The sequence below is a fragment of the Paenalkalicoccus suaedae genome (assembly GCF_006965545.2).
In the GTDB taxonomy this organism is placed as follows: Bacteria; Bacillota; Bacilli; order Bacillales; family Salisediminibacteriaceae; genus Paenalkalicoccus; species Paenalkalicoccus suaedae.
The window spans coordinates 3,920,001-3,937,495 of record NZ_CP041372.2 but is presented as its reverse complement, the minus strand read 5'-3'; the positions used below and the strand labels follow the sequence as shown (position 1 = coordinate 3,937,495).

Below are 17,495 nucleotides of genomic sequence, written 5' to 3'. Positions count from 1 at the left end.
GAACTACGCAGAATGAGTTTACGATTTAGCGTACTTGCGAGCGGAAGTACAGGAAATGCGATTTATATAGAAACGCCAAAGCAACGATTGCTCGTGGATGCAGGACTAACAGGTAAAAAGCTCGTTGAAAGCTTAACAGAAATCGGTGTGAACCCTAGTGATTTGGACGGTATTTTAGTAAGCCATGAGCATAGTGACCACATTAAAGGTGTCGGGATTTTATCCCGACGCTTTCATGTGCCGATTTATGCAAACGAAAAAACATGGCAGGCGATGGAGCGGTCAATTGGAAAGATTTCGCCAGATCATAAGTTTCATTTTGAGAGCGATAAACTGCGCACATTTGAGGATTTAGACGTGTCGTCGTTCCGTGTCTCTCACGATGCAGCTGACCCGATGTTCTTTTCCTTCATGCATGAAGGTCGCAAGCTAACGGTGTTAACAGACACAGGCTATGTCAGCGACCATATGATGGGTGCTGCGGAGGATTCTAATGTGCTGTTAATGGAGTCTAACCATGATGTGGGTATGCTACGTATGGGCAGCTATCCATGGTCCACGAAACGGCGTATATTGAGTGATGAAGGACACGTATCGAACGAGGATGCTGGACTTGCGCTAATTGACATGACGAAAAACCGAAAGATGGACGTCTATTTATCACACTTAAGCTTAAATAATAACGTGAAAGAAATTGCGACGATGACCGTCCAACAAACTCTTCAAGGAGCAGGTATTGATGTCGTGAATCAGGTTAGACTATTTGATACCGATCCTTATGTACCAACTACGCTAAAAACGGTGTAATTGCGTAAGGAAACGTGCCTATTTATGGGAAAAAAACGTGAGTTGTAAAAAATCATCGAACTTAAGTCCTTCTAATTTACTTGATGTTTTCTGACTATTAAAATGAAAATAGAACGTGAAGAAAGACATTCAACTTTTCTCATACACGTTACTAATGGAGGAGGGTTTTACAGATGGGATATTACGATTCAGATTCACCACGAGCAGGTAGACGCAGTAATGGATCGAAACGCACAGGCTTTGTTGGATTTTTTGCAAGTATCGCAGGAGCGCTTCTTGTTTTGTTCTCTGTCCCGTTTCTTTCTTCAAACGGATTTCTCCCGTATGAGGTTGTTCCTCAAGGAGCGAGTAGCGTAGAAGAAGTGCAAACAAATAGTGAAGCAAGCTCAGAAGATATAACAGAACAGCTAGAGACTGTTAATTTACAAACGACTTCAGAAGTCATTGAAGCCGTTGACCGTGTTTCAGACGCAGTCGTAGGTGTTGTAAACATGAACGCGCAGGATACGAGCATGTTTAGCAACGGCGGACGTGATCTTGGCACAGGATCCGGCATCATTTATAAAATTGAAGGTGAACGCGCTTTTGTCGTAACGAATCAGCACGTTATAGAGGGTGCCGCATCTGGCCAAACGCGTATTGATATCACGCTTGGAGACGGCTCTCGCGTACCAGCTGAATTTGTTGGGGAAGATGTGTTAACGGACTTAGCCGTACTTACGATTGATTCAGAAGGCATCGATACAGTTGCTGACTTTGGAGACTCCGAATCATTACGGGCTGGCGAGCCAGCAATTGCGATTGGTAACCCACTATCCTTTGAAGGCTCTGTCACGTTAGGTATCATCAGTGCCGTGGAGAGAAGTATTCCAATTGATTTAACAGGCAATGGACAGCCTGATTGGGAAGCGGAGGTTTTACAAACTGATGCTGCGATTAACCCAGGTAACTCAGGTGGTGCGCTATTGAATATTCAAGGAGAGGTCATTGGTATTAACTCTATGAAGATCTCTCAGCAAGAAGTAGAAGGAATTGGCTTTTCTATTCCGACAGATATCGCTGTACCAGTTATTGAGGACCTAGAGCAGTTTGGTGAAGTACAGCGCCCTCAAATGGGTATCGTGCTTCGATCTCTGCAAGAAATCCCTAGCTTCCACTGGCAGGATACATTAGGCCTTCCAGAAGACGTCACTGGTGGTGTATATGTAGAAGGCGTACAGCCAAATACACCAGCAGCTACGGCAGGCCTCAATGAAGGCGACGTTATCGTATCGCTAGACGGAGAAGAAGTACTTGATGCAAACGATTTACGACGATTCCTTTACTCGGATGTTAGCATTGGAGATACGATCGAGGTATCCTTCTACCGTGACGGCGAACAGCAAAGCGTCGAACTAACGTTAGAAAAACAAGTATTTTAATGAATAAAGCATGAACGAACCGCTCCTTGATGGGGCGGTTTTTTTGTTGTAGACAACGCGGATTTTTCATCCACAAGATTCATCCTATGCTATACTAACTACGAATACACCTATCCACCTGTGGATAAATAAGGAGGCAACATCTATGATCATTTACAGCTGTACAGAGCACATTGAAGAAGCGCTGGAAGAGTGCCTAGAAGACGGAAGCTTACCGCCACATATGGAAAAATTAGCAGAAGTAGCAGAGGAAAAATGGACCTGTTTCTTATGCGAAGCCGAAGCCGATTACAAAGTGGAGAAGAACGATTAAAAAGTTACCCACAAAGTTATGCACAGTTATACACATGGTAAATTCTAAGTAAGGTAGCACCCCAATAGGTAGCGACCTTAACAATAAAAATACGAACACGATGTAAACGGATTGTAAAGGATCAAAATCGCTTACATACAGACAAAGGGGAACAAACTGTGGGTAACAGAGTGCTCCCTTTTTCCTGTGTATATGTGGATAAGATTTGTGGATAACTAATTGAACCGTGGATAACTGTGCATAACCTGATATTACATATCTTCTGGCGCCTCAATGCCAAGTATCCACAGGCCTTCTTGAAGAACGGTGCGGACAGACTCCACGATAGCAAGCTTGGAGGCATCCTGCGAGATAGGTTCGTGTGCATAAAAGCGCGAAAAATCACGAGCAAGGTCCAGCGTGTAGCGAGCAACAAGGGAAGGATTATGCTTGTCGCAGGCGTCTTTTAAGACGATTGGAAATTGCGACAGTGTGGTAATCACGTGCCATTCCTCATCCGAGTAAGGTCGATTAGTAGGCGAAGGCTTTATAGAGGACGACTTCTTGATCAGGGATGAAGCTCTTGCATATGCGTATTGCACGTATGGTCCAGTCTCGCCTTCAAACTGCAAAATATCCTTTAATGAAAACGCTAAGTCATGAAGGCGATCGTTTTTTAAGTCGTGAAAGAGAATAGCGCCAACGCCTACTTGCTTTGCAACTTCCTCTTTATTTGGAAGTCCTGGATTTTTTTCTTCTATATTATGTGCAGCTAAGTCGATCGCTTCTGCTAATACATCCTCCAACAAAATAACCTTTCCTTTTCGAGTCGACATTTTCTTCCCATCCTGTAGCACCATGCCAAAGCGAACGTGAGAGAGGGAGGGCGCAATGTTGGCCTCCTTTAACACAGCTTGAAGCTGATTAAAGTAAAGCTGTTGCTCATTGCCGACGACATAGACGAGCTCATCCGCCTTGTAGTACTCCTTACGATAGCATGCTGCCGCAACGTCTCGCGTTGCGTAAAGTGTTGCACCGTCTGATTTTTTTAGTAAAAGCGGAGGATACCCATACTTTCCTAACGAAACAATCGTTGCGCCATCTGATTCACTAAGAAGCTGCTGGTCCTCAAGCCTTTTGAGTGCCTGGGTCATCTTATCATTATAGAAAGATTCCCCTTCATACGTATCAAACGTGACGCCTAAAAGATCATAAAGTTCGGTAAAGGCGCGCAACGACTCCTCGCGAAACCACGTCCAAAGTGACGTAGCCTCTTGATCGCCCTCCTCTAATTGCTTAAACCAATAGCGTCCTTTGTCGGCAAGTGTTGGGTCCTGGTTCTCTTCTTCATGAAAGCGGACGTAGAGAGTGAATAACTCTTTGATCGGATTCTCTCTAATTTTCACCTCAGAACCCCACTGCTTGTAAGCATAAATCAGCTTGCCAAACTGTGTGCCCCAGTCGCCGATATGATTAATGCGGATCGGAGTTGCGCCATTTTTTTCGTACAAGCGAGCGATGGCATGCCCAATCACCGTCGATCTCAAATGACCCATCGAGAATGGCTTAGCGATGTTTGGGGAAGAAAAGTCAATCGCGACCTTTTTACTCGAGGCAGGCTGTTGCCCATAATTCTTGCCGGCAGATAGGATAGATGCAAGTAGCTCTTCGGCAAATGTCCCGCGTGGAAGACGCAGGTTGACATAACCACCGATGGCTTCAGCCTCTGGACCGATTGCTGTGGCAATTTCCTGAGCAATCGTGGCTTTCGACTTGCGACGAGTCTTTGCTAGTCTGAAACATGGAAAGGCGACGTCACCAAATTCACGTTTTGGCGTTTCGAGGAGAGAAAGAATCTCCTCTTTTTGAAGATCTTCTTGTACGTGAGGGGATAGAATAGATAGCGCTTGTTCGTAAATCATGACAGATACACACCCTTTTCATATAAATAGGAAAACAACAAAAAGACCATCAGGAATGCCTGATGGTCGTAAATGAGCTCCCTTATAGAGAGACGGATCGTTTGTCCGCGGTGCCACTCTCTTTGGTTTACGTGATAGTTCAGGTTGGAACATATGGTGTAAACCCAGCTTGACGTAATAACGGTTACGGGACCGGCACACCCTACTTGCTCGTTCAGGTATGCTTCTCTGAAGTGCGTTTCCTTACATTGCTTTGCTCAGGCTTTCACCAGTCCCTGAGTCGCTTTGTGCCAACTATGTATGTACTCTCTTCATCATCGAATTTTCCCTATATTACCATATATTGATTTATGTTGTCTAGATGGTGGAGGTAGGGGAGGTGAAAGGGGTATTCAAAATACGTATAACATAAAGTGACATGAGTATGGAAATCGTGTGCATTTCGACTATATGAATGTTCACAAAAAAAGGAACCGAAAACAAGCATCGGTTCCTTCATTATTAATCAGAAGCTACTAAAACTTTTACCGTTATTCCTGTTAAAGCTTCAGCTCCGCGCGTTCTTCTTCCGTAAACACGCGCGAGCGGACTAAAAATCGCTTCCCCTCAGGTCCTTCCAACGAAAACATGCCGCCTCGTCCGTCCACGACATCAATGATGAGCTGCGTGTGCTTCCAATATTCATATTGGTCTTTGGAGATGTAAAAGTTGCTGTCTCCAATGGTACCTAAATGAATATCTGATTCACCGATGCGTAGCTCCCCATCTTGGTAACACATCGGCGAGCTACCGTCACAGCAGCCTCCTGATTGATGGAACATGAGTGGGCCGTGGCGATTCTTCAGTTTTTCAATGAGCTCGAGTGTTGCATCTGTTGCCGTTACTCGCTCCACCATGGCTCTCCTTCCTTTCTGTTTAAAAGAATCCTTTTGGCTCCTCGCTATAGCTAACTAGCATGTTCTTGGTCTGCTGATAGTGACCGAGCATCATAAGGTGATTCTCACGGCCGATTCCGGACTTTTTATAGCCTCCGAATGCAGCGTGTGCAGGGTAGTCGTGGTAACAGTTTGTCCACACGCGTCCTGCTTGAATAGCGCGACCGAAGCGGTAAGCGGTGTTGATGTTACGTGACCAGACGCCAGCGCCAAGTCCATAGAGCGTGTCGTTTGCAATGTGGAGCGCCTCAGCGTGATCCTTAAAGGACGTAACCGATACAACAGGACCAAAAATCTCCTCTTGGAAGATACGCATATTATTTTTGCCCTCAAAAATGGTTGGCTTGACGTAATAGCCACCGCTTAGGCTACCACCAAGGTCGGCCTGCTCGCCGCCTGTCAGGATTTTAGCGCCTTCCTGCTTACCAATATCCATATAGGAAAGGATTTTGTCGAGCTGCTCTTTAGAAGCCTGTGCGCCCATCATCGTGTCTGTATCTAGAGGGTCACCCATCTTAATTTTGTTGACGCGCTCCACAGCGTGCTGCATGAACTTGTCATAAATCGAGTCCTGAATGAGCGCACGAGATGGACATGTACATACTTCTCCTTGGTTTAAGGCAAACATGGAGAAGCCTTCTAATGCTTTTTGGAAAAAGCTATCGTTGTGCTGGAGCACGTCTTCGAAGAAGAGGTTCGGAGACTTACCGCCAAGCTCAAGTGTGACTGGGATCAAGTTTTCCGATGCATACTGCATGATGAGACGTCCCGTCGTTGTTTCGCCAGTGAAAGCGACTTTATTAATTCGTGAATTGGACGCAAGTGGCTTACCAGCCTCGACGCCAAACCCGCTCACGATATTTAACACGCCAGGTGGCAGGAGGTCTTCGATCAGCTCAAGCCAAACAAAAATAGACGTTGGCGTTTGTTCAGCAGGCTTTAATACGACACAGTTGCCGGCAACGAGTGCTGGTGCGAGCTTCCAAGCAGCCATAAGAAGCGGGAAGTTCCACGGAATAATCTGTCCGACAACGCCAACTGGCTCATGGAAATGGTAGGCAACGAGATCGTTATCGATTTGACCGATACTACCTTCCTGCGCACGAATTGCTCCCGCAAAGTAGCGGAAATGGTCGACTGCGAGCGGAATATCTGCAGCCAATGTTTCACGCACAGCCTTTCCGTTTTCCCACGTCTCGGCAACAGCTAGCATCTCTAGGTTTGCCTCCATGCGATCGGCAATTTTATTTAATATGTTTGCTCGTTCTGTTGTAGAGGTTGCGCCCCATGCAGCCTTCGCTTTATGAGCAGCGTCAAGTGCAAGCTCGATGTCCTCTTTTTGAGAGCGTGCCATCTCACAGATCACTTCGCCAGTAACGGAGGTCGTATTCTCAAAATACTCGCCACCACGCGGTGCTACCCATTCTCCTCCAATATAGTTGTCATAACGGCTCTTAAATTGTACTAAGCTATCCTTCGTGTTCGGTGCAGCGTATTTCATTCGATCATCCCTCTCCTCTTCAAACGTAATAGGAATCTCTAAGTTGCTAATAACATCTGCAAGCGCTTTCATTTTACCATAATGTGAGAAAATAAGACAAACATTCTTTTATTTCGTAAGTCGTGGTAATGCATGAATATGCGCATATAGGAAAGACAAAAAATGCTACAAAAAGATTGATTTATCAGTCTTTTTCGACAAAAACTCTTCTAATAACGTATTCCACCATAATGTGTGTATCCCATAATTTTTTATAATTACTCAAAAAAAAGATTGATATTCACATGATTGTATAGTAATTTATTTTTATAAAACATTTAATTTTTTGAATTTTAGTACATATTTTATTATAGCAATATATAGGAGTGCTATTCTCCATATTAAGGGAGGAAACATATGAATAAGCCCGTACTCGAAGTGAATCACCTAGAGACACACTTTTTTACAGACCGGGGCGAGATTCCAGCGGTAGATGATGTTAGTTTTTACATAAACGCAGGAGAAGTATTAGGGATAGTTGGTGAATCTGGTTGCGGTAAGAGTGTTACTTCTTTATCTGTCATGGGTCTAGTCCCAAATCCACCAGGCAAAATCGTAGGTGGAGAGATTGTATTCCGTCAGCAGGATGGAAAAGAAGAAAACCTCGTCACCATTTCTAAAAAAAGAATGCGAGATCTAAGAGGGAATCAGATCGCGATGATCTTCCAAGAGCCGATGACGTCTCTTGACCCACTCTTCAAAATTGGTTTTCAGATCATGGAGGGGGTAAGGCGACATCGCGATGTGAGTAAAAAGGAAGCACGTCAAATAGCGATTGACATGCTCAAGCTTGTTGGGATTCCGAGAGCCGATGAGATCGTGGATGAATATCCTCATCAGCTGTCAGGTGGGATGAGACAGCGTGTCATGATAGCCATTGCGATGGCGTGTGATCCAGAGGTGCTCATAGCGGACGAGCCTACAACTGCGCTTGATGTGACGATTCAAGCCCAAATTCTGGATTTGATGCGTAAGTTAAATAAAGAAAAAGGAACGGCGATCATGATGATCACACACGATCTAGGCGTTGTTGCCGAGATGTGTGATCGGGTTGCCGTTATGTATGCGGGGAAGGTTGTGGAGCAAGGAGATGTGCGCACGATTTTGAAAGAGCCGAAGCATCCGTATACGCGAGGGCTTATCAGGTCTTTACCTAAGATTACAGGACGCGAAGAGCGCCTTTATTCGATTCCGGGTAACGTGCCAAAGCCAGGCTCTATTAAAACAGGATGTCGTTTTGCAGCAAGGTGTGAGGATGCGTTTGATCGATGTGTGAAAGAGGATCCGGCGCTACTTGAACTAAAGCAAGGTCATACATGTCGCTGCTTCTTATACGATCAAGAAGGGGGCGAAAGTAATGGCGCAAACAGAGACGAAGCCACTGTTAAAAGTTAAAGGACTTAAAAAATATTTTCCCATTACAGGTGGGGTATTTGCCAAGCGAGTAGGGGACGTCAAGGCAGTGGATGACGTATCCTTTGAGGTCTATGAAGGCGAGGTATTAGGGATTGTAGGAGAATCTGGCTGTGGGAAATCGACAACAGGGAAATCACTCTTACGACTCATTGAACCGTCTGCTGGAGAAATAGAATTTGAAGGCAAGGACGTCACAAAGCTTAGCAATGAAGAGATGCGCAAGATGCGACGAGATATGCAAATTATCTTTCAGGATCCATACGCATCACTGAACCCTAGACATAAAATCGAAAAGATCCTTTCAGAGCCACTTATTGTCCATGGAATTGGGACAAAAGCGGAGCGTAAAAAGAAGGTACAAGAGATTTTAGAAATCGTTGGACTTCCTGGAGAAATGGCGTCTCGCTATCCGCACCAGTTTAGTGGTGGTCAACGTCAGCGCATCGGGATTGCACGAGCGTTAATCGTTAATCCGAAGCTTATTGTATGTGATGAGCCTGTTTCTGCGCTTGATGTTTCCATACAATCTCAAATATTGAATTTGATGGAGGACCTTCAAGAGAAATTTGGTCTTACCTATATCTTTATTGCGCACGATTTGAGTGTAGTGAAGCACATTAGCGATCGTATTGGCGTGATGTATTTAGGCAAAATGGTCGAGCTTGCTTCAAATGAAGCGCTCTACGAGGAGCCTCTTCATCCATATACGCAGTCTCTACTTTCCGCTGTACCGGATCCAGATCCGGATGTCAGACGCGAGCGTGTTATTTTGCAGGGCGATGTACCAAGCCCATCCAATCCACCGTCAGGCTGCACGTTCCATACGCGCTGTCCGAAGGCCATGGATGTATGTAAGTCCGTTGTACCAACGTTCCAAGAAGCAAAGGATAGCCATTTTGTAGCCTGCCACTTATACACCAAAGAGGGACAAGAGCCGGCGACTACAGATTACTATAGCAAGTCAAACTAACAAATCTTAAGGGGGACAAAGGAATGAAGAAGGGTAAATGGTTAGTTTCCGTTCTTGCACTCACGACATTACTCGCAGCCTGTGGCGGCGACGATTCTGAGCCAGCAAACGGAGGAACAAATGATGGCGCAACAAACAACGAGCCAGCGAATAACGAAGAGCCAGCAAATGGCGAAAACGGAGAAGCTGCAGCAGAAGAACCAGCAGGAGATATGGCTGCTGACCAAAGCTTAATTTTTGCACGTGGTGGAGACTCAGTAAGTCTTGACTACGCAAGTGTTACAGACGGAGAATCCTCTCGTGTTACGCAACAAATCTATGAAAGCTTACTATTCTTTGCTGACGACTCGTTTGAATTAGAGCCAGGTCTTGCAACAGAATGGGACGTATCAGAAGACGGATTAACGTACACATTCACACTTCGTGAAGGCGTAAGCTTCCACGACGGTACACCATTTAATGCAGATGCAGTAAAGCTAAACTTTGAGCGTTGGGCTGATCCTAACCACGAGTATAACTTTGCTGACGAAGGATACGCGTATAGCGTATACGGCACACAGTTTGGTGGATTCGCTGGTGACGAAGGTCACGTAATCGAAGAAATTAATGCGGTTAGTGACTATGAAGTGGAGTTTGTTTTAAACCAACAGCTAGGATCTTTCCTCCAAAACATGGGGATGAGCTACTTCGCCATGACTTCTCCAGCAGCATTTGAGGAGTTTGGAGCTACAATTAACGAGAACCCAGTAGGAACAGGACCATTCAAGTTTGTTAGCTGGAGCCGTAACGACTCGATCGTTCTTGAAAAGAACGAAGACTACTGGCAAGAAGGTCTACCAAAGCTTGATCAAGTTATCTTCCAAGTAATTCCGGATAACTCTGCTCGTCTAACAGCACTTCGTTCTGGTGAAATCGATCTTATGGACGGTTTAAACCCAGATGATATTGCTGCAATTGAAGGAGAAGCTGGTCTAGCAATGTTTGAACGTACAACTAATAACATTGGTTACCTAGGCTTCAACATGGATAAAGAGCCATTCGACAACCAGCAGGTACGTCAAGCACTTAACCATGCAATCGATAAAGAAACACTAATCACAACGCTATATGCTGGTCTTGCGGAGCCTGCTAAAAACATTATCCCACCAGGATACTTAGGCTATAACGACCAGGTTGATGAGTATGCATATGATCCAGATCGCGCAATGGAGCTTCTTGAAGAAGCGGGACTTGGCGATGGATTTGAGCTAGACCTATGGACAATGCCAGTTGCACGTCCATACATGCCAGACCCAGAGCGAGCTGCTGAAGTTATGCAGGCAAACCTTGCTGATATTGGTGTTACTGCTAACATCGTATCCATGGAGTGGGCAACGTACCTAGAGCAAACAGAAGCTGGAGAGCAAGATGTCTTCATGCTAGGTTGGTCTGGTACAAACGGGGATCCTGACTACTTCTTCGGTAACCTATTAACTCAGGACGCTATTCCTGGTGGTAACCGTACGTTCTACCGTAGCGATGAGTTCGACGCGTTAGTCGACCAAGCGAAGGTATCCATTGATGAAGAAGAGCGCGCTGACCTGTATGAGCAAGCACAAGCGATCATGCACGAGGATGCTCCAATGGTTCCACTTGTACACTCTCGCCCAGTTCTAGCTGGTAGCGATCGTATCGCTGACTACGTGCCTCACCCATCTACAAGTGAGCCACTAACAGACGTATATTTGACTGAGTAAATTGTAACCTCCCTGAGGGCAGGTAGACCGCGTAGCGCCCCTGCCCTCTCTTTTTATTGGAGAAATCAGATTGTGGTTTCTCAACAGAGTCTATTAAAACGCATTTGGAAGTGTGAGGTGAGCAGAATGATTTCATATACTATACGACGATTACTCATGCTAATTCCTGTCCTGATCGGGATGTCTTTGATCACCTTTTCCATCATTCATTTAATCCCGGGTAATCCCGCGCAAACGATCTTAGGAGAGCAGGCAACTCCGCAGCAAATCGAGCAGCTAGAAGAGCAGCTTGGACTAAACGAGCCCTACTTCGTGCAGTATGCGGATTATATGATGGGCCTACTGCAGGGGGATTTAGGTACGTCACTTCGAACGAACGGTGCGATTTCAGCAGAGATTTGGCCGTTTTTAGCAGCAACGATTGAGCTCACGCTGTTTGCGATGGTTTTTGCGATTATCGTTGGAGTGAACGCAGGTATTATTAGCGCTTGGAAGCAAAATTCGATTTTTGACTACACGGCAATGATCATTGCACTTGTAGGGGTATCGATGCCGATCTTCTGGCTCGGTCTTATGGAGCAATGGATTTTTGCACAAAACTTAGGCTGGTTCCCTGCATTTGGACGTGGAAATCCACGTGATCCAGTCGAAACGGTCACGCATTTTTATTTAATTGATACACTCATTAGCGGTCGACCTGATCAGTTTGTCACAACCCTTCGTCACCTCGTGCTACCTGGTATTGCTCTTGGAACGATTCCAATGGCGATTATTGCGCGTATGACGAGATCGAGCATGCTTGAAGTACTTCGCTCCGACTACATACGTACGGTAGAAGCAAAAGGGATTAACAGCCTGTCTGTTGTTTACCGTCACGGCTTCAAAAACGCCGTCATCCCAGTACTAACCGTTGTTGGTTTACAAACAGGGGCGTTACTTGGAGGCGCGATTTTGACAGAAACGATTTTTAGCTGGCCAGGCATTGGTCGATACGTCTACGACGCGATCAGTAACCGTGATTACCCAGTTATTCAAACAGGAATCTTAGTCGTGGCCTTTATGTTTGTCATGATCAACCTGCTTGTCGACTTACTTTATAGCTACATCGATCCTCGTATTAAATACTAATACGGAGAGGGGGACATAACAGATGGAGAATCGAAAGCCAATCGATCAGGAGCCGATGCCGGGTCCTGAAGAAGTAGACGCAGTCAAAGCACCTAAACCGGAATCACCGTGGAAGGACGCATGGCGTCAGCTTCGTAAAAATAAACTAGCTATGGTTGGTCTTGGTATCATTACTTTCTTTATCACCATAGCCATTATTGCACCACTCCTTACGACACAAACGGTTTCACAACTTAACGCAGCCGATCGTTTAAGTCCACCATCTGCACAATACTGGTTTGGTACGGATGACCTCGGTCGTGATATCTTTACGCGAATTGTGTACGGGGCAAGAATCTCCTTAATGGTCGGATTCTTCGCAGTAACAGGAGCGCTTATATTCGGCTCCGCACTTGGTATTATCGCTGGGTATTTTGGCAAATGGATCGACATGATTATCTCTCGTATCTTTGATATCATGCTCGCCTTCCCGAGTATCCTCCTTGCGATTGCGATCGTGGCAATCCTCGGTCCATCGTTGCAAAACGCGTTAATCGCCATTGCGATTATCAATATCCCAATTTTCGGCCGACTCGTTCGATCGAAGGTTATCTCGATCCGCCAGGAAGAGTATATTATGGCTGCGAAGGCACAGGGGATGAAGAATGGTCGCATTCTCTTCCACCACGTCCTGCCTAACAGCGTGGCGCCAATTATCGTTCAATCCACGCTTGGATTTGGTACAGCGATTCTAGAGGCCGCGGCACTCGGCTTCCTTGGTCTAGGCGCACAGCCACCAACTCCCGAGTGGGGCGCGATGCTATCGGACGCTAGACAGTATATCCAAAGCGCGCCTTGGACCGTGCTATTCCCAGGCTTCTCGATTATGCTCGTCGTACTCGGCTTTAACATGATCGGCGACGGCCTGCGCGACGCCCTAGATCCAAAGCTTAAGAGTTAGGGACAGAAAATCGGGTAGAGACAGATGAATACGTGTAACGGGACTCTATCGCATGCGGTAGAGTCTCGTTTTGGGGTTGTGAGACTGGTTTTTACGACAAATGACGACTCGATAGAGCCCAACTGCCAGCTTTCCAAAATCTAAGTTGCCTACGAGCCTGCTGAAAAATTCATGTCCGGATAACTACTTGGCATTTTGTGATAACTGAGCGGAGAACTGTGATAACTGGACGCAGATTTGTGATAACTAACCCCCTCACCGCACAGTGTTAACTACCCCACCTATGCCAAAACAAATTATGACAAGAAAGGACATTTACGCAATGAATGACAATTATTATGTCAGAATTTTTGCTTAAAAAGATATAGCGAAGGTACGTCGATTCCGTTAAACTTAGGAGATAAGTGTGAAAGAGGAGGACAAGAGCATGCCAGAGCTACAAGCGTGGATAAATAGGCAAGTGGGACTTACCCACGCGGAGCAAAGAAGCTGCTCGAAGCCAAATATATTATTAATTATACAAGATGCCAACTATCGTCACTCGATACAAACCTATCTAGAGACACATAAAGCTATCGTTAACGTAGCCCTAACCGTACAGGACGCGGTCGAACTAGCGGAAAACTTACAGCCTAATACGGTTATCATTCATAAAGATTTATTACTAGACGATACTCAGACAAATGCGATAACAGAGCTTCGAGCTGCAACCCTAAAGCAACTATCTTCTATGATTGCGATTGGAGAGAGCTTTACAGATTCAGAGCTTCAAGCGTTTTATCAGCTACACGTATTCGATCACGTATCAAAAGAACAATTATCGGACGTCCTACTCACACTCATCCATTCGAAACTTGACGTCCGACATCGCGTACTTGAGACAATTTGGAGAGACGATCAAACTGGTGCATATAACCGAACCTTTTTAAAGGTAGTTTACGCATCGATTGCTCCACATCTTCGTCAGCGCGAGCTAACAAACGTCACTTATACGATGATCGACCTAGACCATTTCAAGCAGGTAAACGACCGGTTCGGTCACCATGCTGGAGATCAGGTATTAACCGATTTTGTAGAATCTGCCTCGGAATTTTTCCCGGAGGGTCTGTTGTTTAGACTTGGCGGGGAGGAGTTTTTACTGCTCACGGTTAATATGGACGAAAGTACGTACACAGCTCGGATGGAGGAGTGGCGTACAACATTCTCGACGCGCATCCATGTAGCAGGTGATGCGCCGTTCCATGTGACGTTCTCAAGTGGCTACACGATGTTCCCCCAAGAAGGGGCGGAGCTGGATCACGTCTTGAAGGAGGCGGATGCTGCGCTGTATGAGGCGAAATATCGCGGGCGCAACCAGCTTGTGCGCTTTTCGAGTGAGCGAGTGGCTGCTGCTCGTCCGACGTACTTATTTGTGATTGATGAGGATGCGTTTTGGCGCCAGGCTGTGGCGGAGTATATGGCGGTGCGGCTTAACATGGAGCGGTTGCAGCCGATGAAGGTGCTGGCGGCGGAGAGCTTGTCGGAGCTGTCGCAGGAGGTGCTAGACGAGGAGATGTATCGACCGTTTATTGTGTCGCGGAGCGTGGTTACAACGGATATCCCATACTGCCGGGTCGATGCAGATGCTGGACTTTTAGATGTGTATGAGCTCGTGATGCGACAAACAGCGCCAGGCGAGGCCAGTGGCGTTAGTTGAATGAGGTAATGTCATGTCTGTCGGTCGACAGACGTAAAGGATAGAGGCTATAGGGGATGATATTGCCCCTTGGGCTTGAAGGGACTGCTGCGTGATGGTGGTCCTTTTTTGTTTGTAGAAAATGTTGTGTTGGTGTGTGGAAGGGTGGAAGAGTGTTGGTGCGAGTTGGAATGCACATCGGCAGGGAGGAAATGCACGCCGCGGAGGTCGGAATGCGCACGGTCAATTTAATGCACACGAACGCAGGTGAAATGCAGACAACGCGAGGGAGAATGCACACTGGCAGGGAGGAAATGCACGCGGTGGAGTTTGAAATGCACACGGTCAAATTTAATGCACACGAACGCAGGTGAAATGCAGACAGCGCGAGGAAGAATGCACACTGGCAGAGAGGAAATGCACGCCGAGGAGTTTGAAATGCACACGGTCGAATTTAATGCACACGAACGCAGGTGAAATGCAGACAGCGCGAGGAAGAATGCACACTGGCTGAGAGGAAATGCACGCCGCGGAGTTTGAAATGCACACGGTCGAATTTAATGCACACGAACGCAGGTGAAATGCAGACAGCGCGAGGAAGAATGCACACTGGCAGGGAGGAAATGCACGCCGCGGAGTTTGAAATGCACACGGTCGAATTTAATGCACACGAACGCAGGTGAAATGCAGACAGCGCGAGGAAGAATGCACACTGTCAGAGAGGAAATGCACGCCGCGGACCGATCATGCACACAACCACAAAAAAGCAGGAACACAGCTATCACGTGTGTTCCTGTCACTACTTGTCTTTAGGTGCATCCTTCTTTTTTGTCACGAGCCTCAGGCCAAAGAAGGCGGCGGTGAGGAGGAACGCCACGGTGAAGTTCCACGGCCAGGCGATTGGCTGGTCGTTGATGATGATATCGTTGACGCTAAAGGTGATAAATAGGGCGACGAATAGAATGAGATTAATGCGAATGGCTTCCAGCGTATCTTTTTTCATTGAGTTTTCACCCTCCTCCTTACTCCCAGTCATCTCCAAACAGTGAGAGCTGTTCGGGCTCGTTCTTGGCTTTTTTCGATCTTGTCGTTTTTTTGGTTTTAGCGCTGTCGCGCTTTTGCTGATGCTGGCGTTTGCGACTGCCGTGCTTCTCGAGTTTTTTCATCGCGTGTTCCTCGGCTTCTGGCGTAGCTTTAATACCCCAGAGCACCTTGCGCGCTACTCCATTCGCTTGAGAAACATCGACCATGGGAGCGGGATAGCCTAAGTCGTCAAAGCTAGGTGACTTCCAAGGTTCGTGTACAAATTCAGTCGGAAGATCCTTCAGCTCTGGTACGAAGCGACGAATAAATCTTCCGTCAGCATCGTGGTCCTTCCCCTGCTTAATTGGGTTATAAATACGAATCGTATTAAACCCGGTCGTCCCTGCCTGCATTTGCATTTGGCTAAAGTGAATCCCTGGCTCATAGTCGAGGAAGAGCATCGCTAAGTCCTCTGAAGGACGACGCCAGTCTAAAAGTAGCGTATTACAAACAAACGATACGACCATCGCACGGGAGCGAAAGTTAACCCATCCTGTTTTATGCAAACAGCGCATCGCGGCATCAATAAGCGGAATCCCTGTCTGTCCGTTTAACCAGCGTTGATAGCTCTCCTCGTTCCACTCCGTGCGAGCAGCGTCAAACGCTGGATTGATTGTCTCATGCGCAATCTCCGGCTCGTCCTCTAGTCGTTGAATAAAGTGGCAGTGCCAGTGCAGCCTAGACAAAAACCCTTCTAGCTGTCTGCGGTGAAACGCGTTTTTCACCTGTGCCATTTGTTTAATCGACTGCTGATAAATGTAGCGAATCGAGATATTGCCCCATGCGATGTACGGCGAGAGGCGGCTGCATGACGTTGATGACGCCATTGGCTTGGAGATGTGCACGTTATACGTCTCAAAGCGTTCCTCTAAAAAGGTTTTAAGTGTCTCGTGCGCGAGCTTCTCGCCACCCTGCTGGCCGTAGCGAATGCGCTCGCCGGGCGCCGCGTATCGTTCAAGCATCCGAAGGTCCGTCGTGAGGAGGTCTGGGATCTCATCCGGATCAGCCGAGAGAATCTGCTTCGGCGCTGGATGCACAGGGGACTGCACGTGAATCTGGTACAGCTTCTGGAAGTCATCGCGACTCTTCAGCCGCCGCGTCACCCCATACCCCTGATATTCCGCCATAACATGCCCGCGCTCCCGCATCCACCTCAGCACGCGTTTATCCCGTTCAAACGTAAAAGGCGTCCCATTCTCTTCGTGAGAAAATAGCGTAAAGTCTCCATACGTAGCTTCCAGTGCTTCTAGGACCTCCTCCATTTCGCCGACGGCAACAAATAGCGTGGCTCCTCTTTTTTGTAGCTGAGTTTGAAGCTCGTAGAGGCTTTCAATGACAAACTGCAGGTGTCTTTGTGAGAGATCGCCTGCTTGCCAGACCGAAGGCTCCAGCACATAGAGAGGCAGGACCGGCGACTTGCTGGCTGTGGCCTTGGCAAGCGGTTCGTGGTCGTAGATGCGGATATCGCGTTTGTACCAAATCACGTTCATGGCAGGACCCTCCATCGTGTGTAGTACCTTTAACGTACCGTATGTTGAAGGGTAAGATCAAGTGAGGAACACTCTTTATGGTAGAAGCGGAAACCAAACACAGATGCAGAGATACCAAACACGGAATCGAGAAATCGACG

General features: G+C 46.8%; 14 protein-coding genes and 1 other annotated feature. Of the genes, 9 read left to right on the top strand and 5 right to left on the bottom strand.

From position 1 onward, the window contains the following. Nucleotides 1-12 precede the first annotated feature (12 nt). The 3 genes from FLK61_RS19790 to FLK61_RS19780 all read left to right on the top strand — a co-directional run bounded on the left by FLK61_RS19790 (nucleotide 13) and on the right by FLK61_RS19780 (nucleotide 2,541). Nucleotides 13-807: an MBL fold metallo-hydrolase gene (locus FLK61_RS19790; protein ID WP_176011053.1), complete on the top strand. Its 795-nt coding sequence runs from the start codon at nucleotides 13-15 to the stop codon at nucleotides 805-807. 173 nt (nucleotides 808-980) lie between these two features. Then, entirely contained in the window at nucleotides 981-2,228 is a 1,248-nt protein-coding gene (locus tag FLK61_RS19785) for a S1C family serine protease (protein ID WP_176011052.1), read from the top strand. Nucleotides 2,229-2,373: 145 nt separating this feature from the next. Then, nucleotides 2,374-2,541 carry a CxxH/CxxC protein gene (locus FLK61_RS19780; RefSeq protein ID WP_176011051.1) on the top strand — a complete coding sequence of 56 codons (168 nt, stop codon included), beginning with the start codon at nucleotides 2,374-2,376 and terminating at the stop codon, nucleotides 2,539-2,541. A 251-nt stretch (nucleotides 2,542-2,792) separates the two neighbouring features. Here FLK61_RS19780 and argS read toward each other — a convergent pair whose 3' ends face one another. The 3 genes from argS to adh all read right to left on the bottom strand — a co-directional run bounded on the left by argS (nucleotide 2,793) and on the right by adh (nucleotide 6,878). Continuing rightward, nucleotides 2,793-4,442, bottom strand: a complete 1,650-nt coding sequence (argS, locus tag FLK61_RS19775) for an arginine--tRNA ligase (protein WP_176011050.1) — start codon at nucleotides 4,440-4,442, stop codon at nucleotides 2,793-2,795. A gap of 85 nt (nucleotides 4,443-4,527) precedes the next feature. Then, nucleotides 4,528-4,769 (bottom strand) — a binding site (T-box leader). Between the two features lie 212 nt (nucleotides 4,770-4,981). Beyond that, nucleotides 4,982-5,338: a DUF779 domain-containing protein gene (locus tag FLK61_RS19770; protein WP_176011049.1), complete on the bottom strand. Its 357-nt coding sequence runs from the start codon at nucleotides 5,336-5,338 to the stop codon at nucleotides 4,982-4,984. A 19-nt stretch (nucleotides 5,339-5,357) separates the two neighbouring features. Further along, nucleotides 5,358-6,878, bottom strand: coding sequence for an aldehyde dehydrogenase (adh, locus tag FLK61_RS19765; protein WP_176011048.1), 1,521 nt, complete (start codon nucleotides 6,876-6,878; stop codon nucleotides 5,358-5,360). Nucleotides 6,879-7,274: 396 nt separating this feature from the next. Between adh and FLK61_RS19760 the strand changes: the two genes are divergently transcribed. From FLK61_RS19760 to FLK61_RS19735, 6 genes are all read left to right on the top strand, one after another. Beyond that, the gene (locus tag FLK61_RS19760) at nucleotides 7,275-8,312 is read left to right on the top strand and encodes an ABC transporter ATP-binding protein (RefSeq protein ID WP_176011047.1); all 1,038 of its coding nucleotides are present in this window, start codon (nucleotides 7,275-7,277) and stop codon (nucleotides 8,310-8,312) included. Next, on the top strand, nucleotides 8,275-9,303 hold the full coding sequence (locus FLK61_RS19755) for an ABC transporter ATP-binding protein (RefSeq protein WP_176011046.1): 1,029 nt from the start codon (nucleotides 8,275-8,277) through the stop codon (nucleotides 9,301-9,303). Before FLK61_RS19760 ends, FLK61_RS19755 begins: the two co-directional genes overlap by 38 nt. Before the next feature lie 23 nt (nucleotides 9,304-9,326). Beyond that, nucleotides 9,327-11,039: an ABC transporter substrate-binding protein gene (locus FLK61_RS19750; protein WP_176011045.1), complete on the top strand. Its 1,713-nt coding sequence runs from the start codon at nucleotides 9,327-9,329 to the stop codon at nucleotides 11,037-11,039. Nucleotides 11,040-11,165: 126 nt separating this feature from the next. Next, nucleotides 11,166-12,167: an ABC transporter permease gene (locus FLK61_RS19745; RefSeq protein ID WP_176011044.1), complete on the top strand. Its 1,002-nt coding sequence runs from the start codon at nucleotides 11,166-11,168 to the stop codon at nucleotides 12,165-12,167. A gap of 55 nt (nucleotides 12,168-12,222) precedes the next feature. Further along, nucleotides 12,223-13,107, top strand: a complete 885-nt coding sequence (gene nikC, locus FLK61_RS19740) for a nickel transporter permease (protein WP_176011326.1) — start codon at nucleotides 12,223-12,225, stop codon at nucleotides 13,105-13,107. A gap of 427 nt (nucleotides 13,108-13,534) precedes the next feature. After that, nucleotides 13,535-14,803 carry a GGDEF domain-containing protein gene (locus tag FLK61_RS19735; protein WP_176011043.1) on the top strand — a complete coding sequence of 423 codons (1,269 nt, stop codon included), beginning with the start codon at nucleotides 13,535-13,537 and terminating at the stop codon, nucleotides 14,801-14,803. Nucleotides 14,804-15,581: 778 nt separating this feature from the next. Here FLK61_RS19735 and FLK61_RS19730 read toward each other — a convergent pair. Both FLK61_RS19730 and FLK61_RS19725 read right to left on the bottom strand, forming a co-directional pair. Next, complete coding sequence (locus tag FLK61_RS19730) at nucleotides 15,582-15,785, bottom strand: hypothetical protein (RefSeq protein WP_176011042.1); 204 nt, start codon at nucleotides 15,783-15,785, stop codon at nucleotides 15,582-15,584. 19 nt (nucleotides 15,786-15,804) lie between these two features. Next, nucleotides 15,805-17,355, bottom strand: a complete 1,551-nt coding sequence (locus FLK61_RS19725; protein ID WP_176011041.1) for an FAD-binding domain-containing protein — start codon at nucleotides 17,353-17,355, stop codon at nucleotides 15,805-15,807. Nucleotides 17,356-17,495 lie beyond the last annotated feature (140 nt).